Origin of the sequence: Massilia yuzhufengensis (genome assembly GCF_900112225.1) — a bacterium.
GTDB classification, from domain to species: domain Bacteria; phylum Pseudomonadota; class Gammaproteobacteria; order Burkholderiales; family Burkholderiaceae_D; genus Telluria; species Telluria yuzhufengensis.
In genome coordinates, this window is record NZ_FOLD01000007.1 from 130,104 (window position 1) to 146,050 (window position 15,947).

Consider the following 15,947-nt stretch of genomic DNA (forward strand, 5'->3'; position numbering starts at 1 on the left):
GCCTCACGCAGCCGCCTCCAGCACGCCCAGGTCCAGCCCCACCAGCAAGTCCCCCGGCTGCACCATCCCCGCCAGCCTGCCCTCCTCGTCCACCACGAACACCTGCCTGGCCCCGTCATGGAAGCGCGCCAGCAGCGCCGTCACGGGTGCGCCTTGCGCCACGGCGATAAAGCCGGTCTCCACCAGCTGGCCCACGGTCGGCACCGTATCGTGCCCGAACAGCAGCGCCGTGGCGCGCCGCGCGCGGGCCGGCAGCGGGCGGCTGGCGCTGCCCCCGGCCGCCACCAGGCTGCTCATGCTCAGCACCCCGACCGGGCAGCCGCTGCTATCGACCACCGGCAGCGCCGGCACGCCATGGCGCACCAGCAGCGCGCGCGCCGTTGCCAGCGGCGTATCCAGGTGCAAGGTCGCGGGCACCGGATGCGCCAGTTCGCCGCAGCTGTGCTGGCGTGCGCGGCGCGCGGCGGCGCGCTGCTCGGTGTCGGCCAGGATCGTCGCCAGGTCGTCGCGGCTGACGTCGAGCGTTTCGCCGTAACTGTCCAGCGCGGCGTCCAGGTCTTCGCTGGCAAAACCGGCCGGCTCTTCACGCGGGCGCGCGGCCGGCTGCACGTGCGGGTAGCGGTGGCCGGACACATTGTTCCACGCCACCGCGCCCAGCACCATGATGGCCGAGTTCAGGCCCACCGGCGCCAGAGCGAACCAGAAACCGATGTCGTGCACGGCGGCCCCGCCCAGCACCGCGGTGACGGCCACCGCGCCGCCCGGCGGATGCAGGCAGCGCAGCGCCAGCATGGCGGCGATCGACAGGCCGCCCGCCAGCGGCGCGGCCACCACCGGGTCGGCCAGCTGGGAGCAGGCCACGCCGACCAGCGCCGAGATGATGTTGCCGCCAATGACGGGCCAGGGCTGGGCCAGCGGCGCCGCAGGCAGGCAGAACAGCAGCACGGCCGAGGCGGCCATCGGCGCGACCAGGAAGGGAACGGAACCGACGCCGGCGGCGGCCAGCACTTCGCGGCTGAACAGCTCGGTCAGCAGAAGCACCAGCAAGGCGCCGCAGGCGGCATAGGCCTGCCCGGAGACCGATGCGGATCCGGCCGGGCGCAAGCGCCTCAGCTTCTCAAGCAGCATCGAGAACATGGAATCAATTTGTACCAATGAAACCTGCCATTACACCACAGCTTGCGCGATCGCGTGCCGGCCACGGGTATTCGTTCAGGCAATCATGTAGGATATGCAACTCGTTGCGGCCAGCCGCGCCGCAGGAACCCATACAAGGACCCGCGATGAACACACTCCAGCACCTGACCCTGTCCACCCTCGCCGCCGCCTGCCTCGCCAGCCCGGCCTGGGCCGCCGCGCCGATGGCCAAGACCCCTGCCCCGGGCTACTTCCGCGTCATGCTCGGCCAGTTCGAGATCACCCCGCTGTCGGACGGCACGGTCGACCTGCCGGTCGACAAGCTGCTGGCCCAGGACGCGAAGAAAACCACCGACACCCTGGCCCGGGTCCACCTGAAAACGCCGGTGGAAACCTCGGCCAACGCCTACCTGGTCAACACCGGCAGCAAGCTGGTCATGATCGACAGCGGCGCCGGTTCCTTCTTCGGCCCCACGCTCGGGCGCCTGGCCGCCAACCTCAAGGCCGCCGGCTACCAGCCGGAGCAGGTCGACGAGATCTACATCACCCACTTCCACGGCGACCACCTGGGCGGCCTGGTGAACGGCGCCAAACTCGTGTTCCCGAACGCCACCGTGCGCGCCAACAAGAAGGAATCCGACTACTGGCTGAGCCAGGCGAACATGGAGAAATCGACCGACAAGGGCACGTTCAAGTCGGCGATGGCCGCGGTGACCCCCTACCTCAAGGCCGGCAAGTTCAAACCCTTCGAGGGCGACGTCGAGCTGGTGCCCGGCATCCGCGCCCAGGCCGGGCACGGCCACACGCCGGGCCACACCACCTACCTGGTCGAAAGCGGCGGCCAGAAGCTGCACCTGATTGGCGACCTGATCCACGTGGCGGCGGTCCAGATGGAGAACCCGGCGGTGACGATCGAGTTCGACAGCGACCAGAAGGCGGCGGCCGCGCCGCGCATGAAAGCCTTCGACGCGGCGGCCAAGGGCGGCTACCTGATCGGCGGCGCCCACCTGCAGTTCCCGGGCATGGGCTACCTGCGCAGCGAGGGCAAGGGCTACCGGTTCATTCCGGTGAATTACACCCAGATGCGCTAAGGCGTATCCGGCCGTAGGGTGGTCGGCTCCGCCGACCGCGCGTTCGACTCCCGGCAGCATAGTGGCGGGGCATGCGCTGGCTGGACGCGCGCACGGCACAGCCGTGCACCCTACCTGGCCGCCACCCCATCCAGCAAACGCGCCAGCTGCTCGATGTCGACCGGCTTGACCAGGTGGTGATGGAAGCCGGCCGCGAAGGCGTCGTTGCGGTCCTGCTGCTGGCCGTAGCCGGTGATGGCCACCAGCACCGCGCCCGCCGTCTCGGGCTGGGCGCGCAGGCTGCGCGCCAGTTCGTGGCCGTCCATCCCGGGCAGGCCGATGTCGAGCAGGCAGACGTCCGGCGCGGCAGCGCGGGCGCGCGCGAGCGCGGCCAGCGGTTCGTGCTCGACCATCACCTGGTGGCCATGCGCGGCCAGCAGCAGGCCGAGCGTCTCGGCCGCGTCGACGTTGTCGTCCACCACCAGCACGGTCAATGAGGCGGCGTGCCCCGCCGGGACGGCCTCCTCGGGCTCCGCTTCGGCCACGGCGCCCGGCAACAGCGGAAGCTCGATGGTGAAGGTGCTGCCCTGCCCCAGTCCCGGGCTGGAACAGCCGACCGTCCCGCCGTGCAGCTCCACCAGGTTGCGCACCAGCGCCAGGCCCAGTCCCAGCCCGCCCTGCGAGCGGTCGGGCGAGCGCTCGGCCTGCGTGAACAGGTCGAACACCCGGCTGGTGAGGTCCTGGTCCATGCCGATGCCTTCGTCGCGCACCCTGACCTGCAGGCTGTCGCCGTGTACGGTGGCATCGAGCTCGATGGCGCAAGCCTCCGGCGTATATTTTGCGGCGTTGCCCAGCACATTGGCCACTACCTGCACCAGGCGCGCGCGGTCGCCCTCGACCAGCACCCACGAGGGCGGCAGGCGCACCGCGAGCCTCTGGCGCCGCGCATCGATGGCGGGACGCACCTGCTCCACCGCCTCCTGCACCACGCCGCGCATGCCCACTTGCGTGCGCTCCAGCGTGATCAGGCCGCGGGTGACGCGCGAGACATCCAGCAGATCGTCCACCAGACGCGTCATGTGGCGCACCTGGCGCCCGATGATGTTGCTGCCCTGACGCACCCGCGCCTCGTCCAGCGTGCCGATGCGCAGCAGTTCGGCCGCCGCGCTGATCGGCGCCAGCGGGTTGCGCAGCTCGTGCGCCAGCATCGCCAGGAACTCGTCCTTGCGGCGGTCGGCTTCCACCAGTTTTTCCTCGGCCAGCTTGCGGTCGGTGATGTCGCGGAAGAACGCGGCCAGGCCGCCGTCCTGCATCGGGTAGGCGCGCACCTCGGTCCAGATCCGCACGCCGTCCGGGAACACGTGGGAATGCTCGGCGCTGCCGGCCACCCGGGTGCGCATCACGGCGCGGTACATCGGGCCCGGTTCGGCGTCGACCGTATGGGGGAAGGCTTCCCAGTGGTTGCGGCCGACGACGTCCTGCTCCTGCATGCGGCAGATGCGCAGGCCCTCCGCATTCATTTCCAGCACGGTCCAGCTGGCGTCGAACAGGGCGAAGCCTTCGGCGATGGTGTCGAAGATATTGCGGCTGCGGTCGCGCTCCGCGCGCAGTTCGGCCTGGGCGCGCGCGGTTTCGGCTGCGGCCCAGGTGCGCTCGGCCAGGTCGCGCACCAGCTGCAGGTCGTCGTCGCTCCAGTGGCGCGGCTGGGCGCAGTCGATCCCCAGGCAGGCCGTGAGGCGGTTCGCTTTCACCAGCGGCACCACCAGCAGCGAGCCGACACCGTCGGTGGCATAGGCGCTGCGATAGCCCACGGTGCGCACATCGCAGGCGGTGTCCTGGATGCGCACCACGTCGCCCGCGCGCAGCGCGGCGGCCACGGCGGGGCCGTAGCCATCGAGGCTGTAGCTCGGCTGCGTCATGCCCCGGCCGTCGCGCGCCCAGCCGCGCGGCACCGTGAAGCGGCCGCTGGCCTGGTTCATCTCGGCGTACACCACCCGGTCCGCATGCAGCTCGCCGCCCAGCAGCACGCTGGCGGTGGCGATCACTTCCTCGGCCGACGACAGCGGCCGCAGCGCATCCGACACGGTAAGCTCGAACGCCGCGCGGCGCTCGGCGGCGACGCGGCGCGTGGTTTCCATCACGGTGCAGAACAGGCCGGCCACCTGGCCGTCGTTGCCGATGAGCGGGGCATGCGAGAAGGTGAAGGTGGCGCGCTCGGGGTAGCCGCGCCGCACCACGGTCATCGGCATGTCTTCGAAGTAGACGGGTTTACCCGACAGGGCGCGGTCGATCAGCGGCACCATCTCGCTCCAGACCTCGGCCCACAGGTCGCAGAAGCGCTCGCCCAGCGCGCGGCCGTGCTTTTGCCCGAGCAGGGGCGCATACGCGTCGTTATAGAGGAAGACCAGGTCCGGCCCCCATGCCATGAACATCGGGAAGGCCGAGTGCAGCATCATGTCGACCGCCGTGCGCAGGGCCGGCGGCCAGTGCTCGGGCGGGCCGAGCGGCGTCTGGCGCCAGTCGTGGCGGCGGATGCGCGCACGCATCGCGTTGTCGCCGTCAATTGCTGCGTGGGGTGGGTGGGGCATGACGCCGATTGTCGCACACGTTTATTGCCTGCGACACATATGTATCGCAGGCCGGTGCGGCATTACAGCTTGATGAAATGCTCGCGGTAGTAGCGCAGCTCTTCGATCGACTCATGGATGTCGGCCAGCGCGGTGTGCTTCTGGTGCTTCTTGAAGCCGGACGCCAGTTCCGGTTTCCAGCGGCGGCACAGTTCCTTCAGGGTCGACACGTCCAGGTTGCGGTAGTGGAAGAAGGCTTCCAGCTTCGGCATGCCGCGCGCCATGAAGCGGCGGTCCTGGCAGATCGAATTGCCGCACATCGGCGACTTGTTGTTCGGCACGTATTTTTTCAGGAAGGCGATCAGTTCCTGCTCGGCCTGGGCTTCGGTGACGGTGGAGGCCTTGACGCGGTCGATCAGGCCCGACTTGCCGTGGGTGCCCTTGTTCCAGTTGTCCATCTTGTCCAGCGTCGCGTCCGACTGGTGGATGGCGAACACCGGGCCTTCGGCGATGATGTTCAGGTCCGGGTCGGTGACCACCACGGCCACTTCGATGATGCGGTCATTGTCCGGGTCCAGGCCGGTCATTTCCATGTCCAGCCAGACCAGGTTGAATTCATTCGGGCGCGCGGCTGCGGCTGCCCCTTCGGTTTGTGTAGCTTGTGACATAATTCTCTCTTTGCCTTATTGGTATCCGGTCGTGCACTTCCTTGTGCGCTTCACCCTGCATTTTCTCACAGGCACAGAATGTCTTCACTCGGGTTTTCGGTATTGTTCGTGGTTTTCTTTGCGCTGACCCTCGGTTTGCGCTTCTGGCTGGCCAACCGCCATATCCGCCACGTGCTGCGCCACCGCGCCAGCGTGCCGGCCGAGTTTGCGCCAAAGGTGCCGCTGGCGGCGCACCAGAAGGCGGCCGACTACACGGTGGCCAAGACCCGCCTCGGTATCGTCGCGCTGCTGTGGGGCAGCGCGGTGCTGGTCGGCTTCACCCTGCTGGGCGGGCTGCAGGCGCTGTCGACCGCCCTGCTGCCGCTGACCGGCCCCGGCACGCTGCACCAGCTGGCGCTGGTGGCCGGGTTCGCGATCCTGTCGGGGCTGCTCGACCTGCCGCTGGACTGGTACCGCCAGTTCGTGCTGGAACAGCGCTTCGGCTTCAACAAAATGACGCCCGGCCTGTGGCTGGCCGACATGGCCAAGGGCGCGCTGGTGGGCGCCCTGATCGGCCTGCCGCTGCTGTGGGTGATCCTGGCGCTGATGGAAAAAAGCGGCGATTTGTGGTGGCTGTGGGCCTGGTGCGTGTGGAGCGGCTTCCAGCTCCTGATGATGGTGCTCTACCCCACCGTGATCGCGCCGCTGTTCAACAAGTTCACGCCCCTGGCCGACGCCAGCCTGCAAGCGCGCATCGAAGGCCTGATGGCGCGCGTGGGCTTCGCCTCGAAAGGCCTGTTCGTGATGGACGGCAGCAAGCGCAGCGCCCACGGCAACGCCTACTTCTCTGGCTTCGGCAGCAACAAGCGCATCGTGTTCTTCGATACCCTGCTCGCGCGCCTCGACCCGCACGAGATCGAAGCGGTGCTGGCGCACGAACTGGGCCACTTCAAGCTGCGCCACATCGTCAAGCGCATCGTGGTGCTGTTCGCGCTGTCGCTGGGCTTTCTGGCGCTGCTGGGCTACCTGAAGACCCAGGCCTGGTTCTACACCGGCCTGGGCGTCACGCCCATGATGGGCGCGTCGAACGACGGCATGGCCCTGATCCTGTTCATGCTGGTGCTGCCGATCTTTACCTTCGTGCTCTCGCCGCTCAGCTCCATCACCTCGCGCAAGCACGAATTCGAGGCCGATGCCTTCGCTGCGAAGCATACCGACAGCAGCCACCTGGTGTCGGCACTGGTCAAGATGTACGAGGACAACGCCTCGACCCTGACGCCGGACCCGCTGCACTCCGCCTTCTACGATTCGCACCCGCCGGCCTCGGTGCGGGTGAAACAGCTGGCGCTGGCGGCCGCATGACGCTCCTCGACCGACACAGCGTGCATGGGGCGCCCGCGCTGGACGCGGCGACCATCGCCGCGCGCCTGGCCGAGCTGCCCGACTGGCAGGCCGCCGGCAGCAGCATCGCGCGCGACTACCGCTTCGCCGACTACCGCGCGACCATCGCTTTTGTGAACGCCATCGCGGCGATGGCGGAAAGTGAAAACCACCATCCGGACATGCTGGTGGGCTACCGCCACTGCACCCTGACCTACACCACCCATTCGGCCGGCAATGCGCTGTCCGACAACGATTTCATCTGCGCGGCCAAGGCCGACGCGCTCTACGCACAAGGAACAGGCGCATGAGCGACCTCACCGGCACCATCATCGCGGCCCACGGCCGCCACTACCTGGCCGACGCCGACGGCGCGCTGCTCCAGTGCGTCACGCGCGGCAAGAAAACCAATGTGGCGGTGGGCGACATCGTCCACCTGCAAAAAACCTCGGAGAACCAGGCCGTCATCGAGCGCATCGCCGACCGCAGCACCCTGCTCTACCGCTCCGACCAGTACAAATCCAAGCTGCTGGCGGCGAACATCACGCGCCTGTTCATTGTCGTCGCCACCGAGCCCGGTTTCGCCGACGACCTGGTCTCGCGCTCGCTGGTGGCGGCCGAAGCGGCCGGCATCGAGGCCCACATCATCCTCAACAAGGTCGACGTCGCCGAACTGCTGCCGCGCGCCCGCGAACGCGCCGGCCTGTATGGTTCGCTCGGCTACCCGGTGCACGAGCTGTCGGCGCGCGCCGATCCCGAGCACGCCGTCGCCACCTTGATGCCGCTGCTGGCGGGCCAGTCGTCGATCTTCATCGGCCAGTCGGGCATGGGCAAGTCCTCGCTCATCAACCTGCTGGTGCCGGATGCCGACATCGCCGTGCGCGAGATCTCGGAAGCGCTCGACACCGGCAAGCACACCACCACCTTCACGCGCCTGTACTGGCTGCCGGGCGGCGAAGAGAAAAGCGCGATCATCGATTCGCCGGGTTTCCAGGAGTTCGGGCTGTACCACCTGAGCGAAGGCATGCTGGAACGGGCCTTCGTCGAGTTCAAGCCCTACCTGGGCAGCTGCAAGTACTACAACTGCCGCCACCTTCAGGAGCCGCAATGCGCGGTGCTCGATGCAGTGGCCGCCGGGAAGATCGCGCGCTACCGCCATGAGCTGTACGGGCAGCTGCTGCACGAATCGGCGCAGACCTTGTATTGATGGCGAAAACCCTGCCTTCCCTAACGTAAAGCAAAAACCCTTATAATCCAAGGGATAACAGCAAAGCCAAGACGATATGCCAGTCTCACAACCAATCAAGCACTTCCTGCAGTTCTCCGACTTCACGCGCGACGAATTCGAATACGTCATCCAGCGCGCGACCGACATCAAGCGCAAGTTCAAGGCCTACGAGGTCTACCACCCGCTGGTCGACCGCACCCTGGTGATGGTGTTCGAGAAGAGCTCCACCCGCACCCGCCTGAGTTTCGAGGCCGGCATGCACCAGCTGGGCGGCGCCGCGATCTACCTGAACACGCGCGACAGCCAGCTGGGGCGCGGCGAGCCGGTGGAAGACGCGGGCCAGGTCATGTCGCGCATGTGCGACATCATCATGGTGCGCACCTTCGGCCAGGAGATCATCGAGCGCTTCGCCGCGCATTCGCGCGTCCCGGTGATCAATGGCCTGACCAACGAGCACCACCCCTGCCAGGTGCTGGCCGATATCTTCACCTTCTACGAACACCGCGGCCCGATCGCCGGCAAGACGGTGGCCTGGATCGGCGACGCCAACAACATGCTGTACTCGTGGCTGCAGGCGGCCGAAGTCTTCGGCTTCCACCTGAACGTCTCGACCCCGAAGGGTTATGACCTCGATCCGAGCCTGGTCTCGACCGATCGCTACACGCTGTTCGACAACCCGTCCGACGCCTGCGCAGGCGCGCACCTGGTCAACACCGACGTCTGGACCAGCATGGGCTATGAAAAGGAAAACGCCGAGCGCCTGAAGGCCTTCGACGGCTTCATCGTCGACAGCGCCAAGATGGCGCGCGCCACGCCCGACGCCCTGTTCATGCACTGCCTGCCGGCCCACCGCGGCGAGGAAGTCGCGGCCGAGGTCATCGACGGCCCGCAGTCGGTGGTCTGGGACGAAGCGGAAAACCGCCTGCACGTGCAGAAGGCGCTGATCGAATACCTGCTGCTGGGCCGCCTCGAGGACAAGTAACATGATCGACCACACCGGCGTCATCGTCTCGGATTTCCCGCGCAGCCGCGCCTTCTACAGCCAGGCGCTGGCGCCGATCGGCTATGCGCTGCTGGCCGAGATCCCGGCAGCCGTCACGGGCAGCACCGACGTCGCCGGTTTCGGCGAGCCGCCCAAGCCGGACTTCTGGATCTCCGGCGCCACCGCCGCGCGCGGCGTGAACCAGCCGCCCATCCACGTGGCCTTCCGCGTGACCAGCCGCGCACAGGTCGACGCGTTCTACCATGCGGCGCTGGCCGCCGGTGGCCGCGACAATGGCGCGCCCGGCCCGCGCCCCCATTACCACCCTGGTTACTACGGCGCGTTCGTGCTCGACCCGGACGGCCATAACATCGAAGCTGTATGCCACAACCCTGATGCCTGATCGTCGGCCCGTCCGTCCCGCTTCGCCGGGGCGGACCTCCCAAGGGCCGGCTGACCAATCAATCCCACCTCCCTCCCTACTGGAACCAATCCATGAGCGACATTAAAAAAGTAGTCCTCGCCTACTCCGGCGGCCTCGACACCTCCGTCATCCTGAAATGGCTGCAAGATCACTACGGCTGCGAGATCGTCACCTTCACCGCCGACCTCGGCCAGGGCGAAGAACTCGAGCCTGCGCGCGCCAAGGCGATCAAGTTCGGCATCAAGCCGGAGAACATCTACATCGACGACGTGCGCGAAGAATTCGTGCGCGATTTCGTGTTCCCGATGTTCCGCGCCAACACCGTGTACGAAGGCGAATACCTGCTCGGCACCTCGATCGCCCGCCCGCTGATCGCCAAGCGCCTGATCGAGATCGCCAACGAAACCGGCGCCGACGCCATCTCGCACGGCGCCACCGGCAAGGGCAACGACCAGGTGCGTTTCGAGCTGGGCGCCTATGCGCTCAAACCGGACGTCAAGATCATTGCGCCATGGCGTGAATGGGACCTGCTGTCGCGCGAGAAGCTGCTGAAGTACGCGGAAGACGCGGGCATCGCGGTGGACATGAAGCACAAGAACGGCGGCGCGCCCTACTCGATGGACGCCAACCTGCTGCACATCAGCTTCGAGGGCCGCCACCTGGAAAACCCGAGCGCCGAAGCCGAGGAATCGATGTGGCGCTGGTCGGTGTCGCCGGAAGCGGCGCCCGACGAAGCCGAGTACCTCGACCTCGAATACGAGCGCGGCGACATCGTGGCGCTCAACGGCGTGCGCATGAGCCCTGCCACCGTGCTGACCGAACTGAACCGCCTGGGCGGCAAGCACGGCATCGGTCGCCTCGACCTGGTGGAAAACCGCTACGTCGGCATGAAGTCGCGCGGCTGCTACGAAACCCCGGGCGGCACCATCATGCTCAAGGGCCACCGTGCGATCGAATCGATCACCCTGGACCGCGAAGTGGCGCACCTGAAGGACGACCTGATGCCGCGCTATGCGTCGCTGATCTATAACGGCTACTGGTGGGCGCCGGAACGGGTCGCACTGCAGACCCTGATCGACCACACGCAAGCCACCGTGAACGGCTGGGTGCGCGTGAAGCTGTACAAGGGCAATGTGATCGTCGTGTCGCGCGATTCGAAGACCGATTCGTTGTTTGACATGAATATCGCGACCTTCGATGAAGATGGCGGCGCGTACAACCAGGCGGATGCGGGCGGGTTCATCAAGCTCAATGCGCTGCGGATGCGGATCGCGGCGAAAGCCAGGGCGAAGCGCGGGCAATAAGCGCTTAACTGCCTCGAGAGCCGCCCTGTGGGCGGCTTTTTTTATGGAAACAGCGGACGGGAAATAGGGTACGTCAGTGCGGCGGACTTGGGTTCCGGCCTGCGCCGGAACGACGGTGCTTGCTTTAACGCTTGGCGTTACCGGAAGCGCAGTTCATATACCAATCCTCAAAACCGTCGTTCCGGCGAAGGCCGGAACCCAAGCTTGTTTGCGCACACGCAGCCCTCGAAACCATCGTTAGCGCGACGATGCTGCGATGGACAAACACTCCTACGTCTACATCCTCGCCAGCCGTCCCTACGGCACGCTCTACACCGGTGTCACGTCCGACCTCATCCGCCGCATCTGGCAACACAAGGAAGGCTTCGTAGCCGGCTTCACGAAAACCTACAACATCAAGCAACTGGTCTGGTACGAAGTCCACTCGGACATCATCGCGGCGATTACCCGCGAAAAGCAAATCAAGGAATGGCCGCGGGACTGGAAGATCAACCTCATACAATCCACCAACCCCAACTGGCACGACCTCTATGCACAGATCATCAGCTGAGCCGCCACCAGCCGATCTTTACTGATTGCACAACTTTATGCCGTAGAATCCGACCGACCTCGATCACACCAAGGGCACCACATGGATCACCCCGGCCGGCTGCACGCTTTCGACAACCTCCGCGCCGTCATGATGTGGCTCGGGATCCTGATTCACGTCGCCATCAACCACACCACCGGCCCGTCCCCCCTGCCCTGGCGCGATTCCCAGACCTCTCCCCTGGCCGACCTGCTCCTGCTGTTCATCCACGCCTTCCGCATGCCGGTGTTCTTCATCCTGGCCGGCTTCTTCGTCGCCCTGCTGGTGGCGCGCCGGGGGCCAAAGGCGATGCTCAAGCACCGGATGCGCCGCCTTGCGCTGCCGTTTACGATCTTCTGGCCGATCCTGATCGTCTGCACCACGGTGCTGATGCTGCTCTACGTGCACCTGATGGTGTACGGGACCTGGGGCATCGAGCTGGCGCTGCTGGGCAAGAAGGGCGCGACTGCCTCGCCGTTCAGCACCATGCACATGTGGTTCATCTACTACCTGATCTGGTTCTGCGTGTTCACGGCAGCCCTGGCGCCGCTGTGGGCGCGCCTGCCCGCCGCCGCGCACCGGGCCGTCGACAAGTGCTTCATGGCGCTCGCGGCCAGCTGGTGGGGGCCGCTCGTCCTCACCCTGCCGCTGGCGGCCATCGGATCCACCTACCGGGCCGGCGTACTTGCCTCGAGCGGATCCTTCATCCTGCAATTGCCCGAGGTCCTGCACCATGGCCTGTTCTTCGTGTTCGGCCTGCTCGCGTACCGCCACCAGGATGCGCTGTTCCCGTACTACACGCGCACCGCCTGGCGCAACACCCTTGCCGGGCTGGCCATCTTCATCGCGGCGCTGGGGGCGTTCAAGGCCTTTACCAGCCAACCGGGCGCCGTGCCGCATATCGAAGCGTGGATTGCCCTGCTCTACAACCTGACCAGCTGGTTGTGGAGTCTTGCCCTGGTCGGCCTGTTCCTGCGTTACGTGGCCAGGCAGAACCGCGTGCTGCGCTACGTATCCGACAGCTCGTACTGGGTGTTCCTGGTACATATGCTGGGAACGATCGGCTTTGGCGCCATGGTCTACACCCTGCCGCTGGGGCTGGCCGCGAAAATGCTGCTCAATATCGCGGCCACGACCGCGGCCTGCCTGCTCAGCTACCAGCTGCTGGTGCGCCATAGCTTCATCGGGGTGCTGCTCAACGGGCGCCGCCAGCCGAAAGCCGGCAAGGCGGCAGTAACGGTGGCGGCCAGCCAGCTCTAGCGTTCGCCATTTACGGCCCGCCTGTCCCTTTCAGGCTAGAATCCTGCTGGTAAACACCACCAGCGAGACCGCATGCGTCCGATCGAGGAACCCGACAGCGCCCACGCTCCCTGGCATGCAGGCGGCCCGGCGCGCGAGGACACGCTCGCCATCATCTACCGCAACATCGAAGATGTCGTCTACCAGCTGCGGGTCGAGGGCGAGGACGCGTTTCGCTTCGTGAACGTCAATCCGGCCTTCTACAAGGCCACCCAGCTGCTGCCCGAGCAGATTATCGGCATGCTGGTGCGCGACGTGATTCCCGAACCCTCGCTGTCGGAAGTGCTGGCGCATTACCGCACCGCGATCGCCACCGGGCACACCCAGCGCTGGGAAGAACATACCGATTACCCGGCCGGGCGCAGGGTGGGCCGGGTGACCATCACGCCGGTGTGCGATGCACATGGCCGCTGCACCGACCTGGTCGGCACCGTGCACGACATCACCGATATGGTCGAGCGCGAGGCGCGCCTGCAGCAGGCACACCATGCGCTCGAGCAGGCCTTCGCCACCCAGGGCCGGCTGGCCGAGTCGCTGCGGCGCGAGGAAGAGCGCCTGGTGCTGGCGCTCGACGGCACCGGCGAGGGCGTGTGGGACTGGCGCATCGACGAGCAATCGGTGAGCTTCTCCGGCAAGTGGAAGGAGATCATGGGGTTTACCGGCGACATGGACGGCGCCACGCCCGAGGTCTGGCGCAGCCGCATCCATCCAGACGATACCGCCTCGGTGCGCGACAACATCCGGCGCCACTTCCGCGGCGAAACCCCCTACTATTCCGCCGAATATGCGATCCAGCGCGCCAATGGTGAATGGATCCGCGTGCGCTCGCGCGGCAGCGTGGTCGAGCGCGACGCCGCCGGCCAGGCGCTGCGCATGATCGGCACCACCACCGATATCACCGAGTCGCACCGGGTGCGCCAGGCGCTGGCCGAGAGCCACCAGCGCCTGGCCCAGCTGGCGCGGCAGGTCCCGGGCGCCCTGTTCGAACTGGTGCGGCGTCCCGACGGCAGCCTCGCCTGCCCCTTCATCAGCGAGGTGGCGCAGCGGCTGTTCGGGCTGGCCCCGGCCGCGATCCAGGCCGACCTCGGCTGCCTGTCGCGCCGCATCCCGGCGGCGCAGCGGGTGCGCCTGCGCCGCGCCCTGGAATGGTCGGGGGTCCAGCTGCAGCCGTTGCAGACCGAATTCCAGGTCGAGATGCCAAACGGCGAACTGTGCTGGCGCGAAGTGATCGCCACACCGACCCGCGGCGCCGACGGCGCCACCGTCTGGTATGGCTTCAGCGACGACATCTCGGGCCGCAAGCGCAGCGAAGACACGATCCGCCTGTTCACCGAAAAGCTGGAACGGCGCGCCAACTACGACACCCTCACCGGCCTGCCCAACCGCGCGCTGTTCCGCGACCGTCTCGAGCAGGCCATCCTGCGCGCCGAGGACGGGAACGACGAGGCCGAGGTGGCGCTGCTGTTCATCGACCTCGACCGCTTCAAGGGCGTCAACGACCTGCTCGGCCACGATGCCGGCGACCTGCTGCTGGCCGAGGCGGCGCGCCGCATCCAGGATTGCGTGCTCAAGGGCGACACGGTGGCGCGCCTGGGCGGCGACGAATTCACGGTGATCCTGACCGAAACGCGCGAACTGGCCCACGTCGGCGCGCTCGCCCAGGGCATCCTCGACGCGCTGGCGCGGCCGTTCCAGGTCCACGCCGAGCTGATCTATATTGGCGGCAGCATCGGCATCGCCCGCTTCCCGTCCGACGCCGGCGATCCGGACGAGCTGATGCGCAATGCCGACCACGCCATGTACCGCTCCAAGGCCGCGGGGCGCAACCAGCTGACCTTTTTCGAAGCGAACATGCAGGCGGCGGCGATCCGGCGCCTCAAGCTGCTCGCCGAATTGCGCCGCGCGCTGCCGGACGGCCAGCTCGAGCTGTGTTTCCAGCCCATCGTCGACCTGGCCACCGGCCAGGTGGCCAAGGCCGAAGCCCTGCTGCGCTGGCGCAACGCGGCCGGCGCCCTGCTGGCGCCCGATTCCTTTATCGATGTGGCCGAAGAATCCGGGCTGATCCACGAGATCGGCGACTGGGTGTTCCGCACCGCGGCGGACCACGCCAAGCGCTGGTCGCACCTGCTCGGGCGCGACTTCCAGGTCAGCATCAACAAGTCGCCAGTGCAGTTCCAGCGCCAGCCCGACGGCACCGACTGGGTCGCCTACCTCGAAGGCATCGACCTCGGCGCACGCTGCATCAATGTCGAGATCACCGAGGGCTTGCTGCTGAACCTGTCGGACACCGTGCTGTCCCGGCTGGCGGCGCTGCAGGCGAGCGGCATGCAGGTGTCGATCGACGATTTCGGCACCGGCTATTCCTCGATGAGCTACCTGAAGCGGCTCGACATCGACTACCTGAAAATCGACCAGTCCTTCATCAAGGAGCTCGAACACGACAACTTCAGCCGCACCATCACCGATACCATCATCGTGATGGCGCACAAGCTGGGGCTGAAGGTGATTGCGGAGGGCGTGGAAACGGCCGGGCAGCGCGATTGCCTGCTGCAGTCGGGCTGCGACTTCGCGCAGGGCTTCCTGTTTTCGCGGCCGCTGCCGGCGGATCAGTTCGAAGCGCTGTTACGGCGTTAATTGCGCAGGTCGTCCACCGGCTCGCTGCCGAAACGCTTCGCCAGCAGGTAGTCCACCAGCGCTACGGCGCAAGCCGCCGGCGCCACCAGCACGCCACTGTCCTTCATGTCGACGAAGCGCTGGCGCAGCGGGAAGCGCGTGTCCGGAGTGGCCCGGATCTCGGCCTGCATGTCGGTATCGATCACGCCCGGCGCCAGGCTGCACGCCTTCACGCGCGGGTCGGCGTCGAGCGCCACGGCGCGCGCATGCTGGTCGAGTGCGGCCTTGGAGGCGCAGTACACGCTCCAACCGGGGTAGGCGCTGCGCCCGGCCCCGCTCGAGATGTGCAGGATGCGCCGTTCGGCGTGGGGCGCGGCCTGGACGAAGGCGGCCGACAGCGCCAGCGGCGCCGCCACGTTGAGCACCGCCGACTGCAGCGCCGCCACCGGGTCCTGCTCCGCCAGCGGCCCCACCGGGGTGACCACGCCGGCGTTATTCACCAGCAGCGCCGTGTCGCAACCGGCCAGGAAGGAGCGCAGCGTGTGCCCGCCCAGCCACGCCGCCAGCGCTGCGGCGTCGCCCAGGTCGACCACGGCCTGCTGCATGCCTTCGCCGATCTCCGCATGCCCGCGCGCCAGTCCCAGCACGGGAATCCCGCGCGCCACCAGTTCGGCCGCCACCGCGGCGCCCAGGCCACGGCTGTGGCCCGTCACGATTGCCTTGATCAT

At 67.1% G+C, this 15,947-nt stretch carries 14 protein-coding genes; 10 read left to right on the plus strand and 4 right to left on the minus strand.

Annotated features, from left to right (window positions below):
* Nucleotides 1-3: 3 nt before the first annotated feature.
* Nucleotides 4-1,137, minus strand: a complete 1,134-nt coding sequence (locus BM031_RS08555; RefSeq protein WP_091873821.1) for an HPP family protein — start codon at nucleotides 1,135-1,137, stop codon at nucleotides 4-6.
* A gap of 146 nt (nucleotides 1,138-1,283) precedes the next feature.
* Here BM031_RS08555 and BM031_RS08560 point away from each other — a divergent pair, with 146 nt between their 5' ends.
* A complete protein-coding gene (locus BM031_RS08560; RefSeq protein ID WP_091873824.1) occupies nucleotides 1,284-2,228 on the plus strand; it encodes an MBL fold metallo-hydrolase in 945 nt (314 codons plus the stop codon).
* Nucleotides 2,229-2,338: 110 nt separating this feature from the next.
* Here BM031_RS08560 and BM031_RS08565 read toward each other — a convergent pair whose 3' ends face one another.
* Nucleotides 2,339-4,795 (minus strand): hybrid sensor histidine kinase/response regulator, encoded by a 2,457-nt coding sequence (locus BM031_RS08565; protein ID WP_229408722.1) that lies wholly within the window; start codon nucleotides 4,793-4,795, stop codon nucleotides 2,339-2,341.
* Between the two features lie 62 nt (nucleotides 4,796-4,857).
* Nucleotides 4,858-5,442: an oligoribonuclease gene (gene orn / locus BM031_RS08570; RefSeq protein ID WP_091873829.1), complete on the minus strand. Its 585-nt coding sequence runs from the start codon at nucleotides 5,440-5,442 to the stop codon at nucleotides 4,858-4,860.
* 78 nt (nucleotides 5,443-5,520) lie between these two features.
* Here orn and BM031_RS08575 point away from each other — a divergent pair, with 78 nt between their 5' ends.
* The 9 genes from BM031_RS08575 to BM031_RS08615 all read left to right on the plus strand — a co-directional run bounded on the left by BM031_RS08575 (nucleotide 5,521) and on the right by BM031_RS08615 (nucleotide 15,240).
* Nucleotides 5,521-6,783 carry a M48 family metallopeptidase gene (locus BM031_RS08575; RefSeq protein WP_091873832.1) on the plus strand — a complete coding sequence of 421 codons (1,263 nt, stop codon included), beginning with the start codon at nucleotides 5,521-5,523 and terminating at the stop codon, nucleotides 6,781-6,783.
* Entirely contained in the window at nucleotides 6,780-7,112 is a 333-nt protein-coding gene (locus tag BM031_RS08580) for a 4a-hydroxytetrahydrobiopterin dehydratase (protein WP_091873834.1), read from the plus strand. Before BM031_RS08575 ends, BM031_RS08580 begins: the two co-directional genes overlap by 4 nt.
* On the plus strand, nucleotides 7,109-8,008 hold the full coding sequence (gene rsgA / locus BM031_RS08585) for a ribosome small subunit-dependent GTPase A (protein WP_091873837.1): 900 nt from the start codon (nucleotides 7,109-7,111) through the stop codon (nucleotides 8,006-8,008). Before BM031_RS08580 ends, rsgA begins: the two co-directional genes overlap by 4 nt.
* 76 nt (nucleotides 8,009-8,084) lie before the next feature.
* Nucleotides 8,085-9,011, plus strand: coding sequence for an ornithine carbamoyltransferase (argF, locus tag BM031_RS08590; RefSeq protein ID WP_091873840.1), 927 nt, complete (start codon nucleotides 8,085-8,087; stop codon nucleotides 9,009-9,011).
* A gap of 1 nt (nucleotide 9,012) precedes the next feature.
* Complete coding sequence (locus tag BM031_RS08595) at nucleotides 9,013-9,414, plus strand: VOC family protein (protein WP_091873842.1); 402 nt, start codon at nucleotides 9,013-9,015, stop codon at nucleotides 9,412-9,414.
* A gap of 92 nt (nucleotides 9,415-9,506) precedes the next feature.
* Nucleotides 9,507-10,739 (plus strand): argininosuccinate synthase, encoded by a 1,233-nt coding sequence (locus BM031_RS08600; RefSeq protein WP_091873845.1) that lies wholly within the window; start codon nucleotides 9,507-9,509, stop codon nucleotides 10,737-10,739.
* A gap of 256 nt (nucleotides 10,740-10,995) precedes the next feature.
* A complete protein-coding gene (locus BM031_RS08605; protein ID WP_091873847.1) occupies nucleotides 10,996-11,289 on the plus strand; it encodes a GIY-YIG nuclease family protein in 294 nt (97 codons plus the stop codon).
* An 81-nt stretch (nucleotides 11,290-11,370) separates the two neighbouring features.
* Nucleotides 11,371-12,567 (plus strand): acyltransferase family protein, encoded by a 1,197-nt coding sequence (locus BM031_RS08610; RefSeq protein ID WP_091873850.1) that lies wholly within the window; start codon nucleotides 11,371-11,373, stop codon nucleotides 12,565-12,567.
* 72 nt (nucleotides 12,568-12,639) lie between these two features.
* Entirely contained in the window at nucleotides 12,640-15,240 is a 2,601-nt protein-coding gene (locus BM031_RS08615; protein WP_091873853.1) for a sensor domain-containing protein, read from the plus strand.
* Here BM031_RS08615 and BM031_RS08620 read toward each other — a convergent pair.
* A complete protein-coding gene (locus BM031_RS08620) occupies nucleotides 15,237-15,947 on the minus strand; it encodes an SDR family oxidoreductase (protein WP_091873856.1) in 711 nt (236 codons plus the stop codon). The two genes, BM031_RS08615 and BM031_RS08620, sit on opposite strands and share 4 nt — an antisense overlap.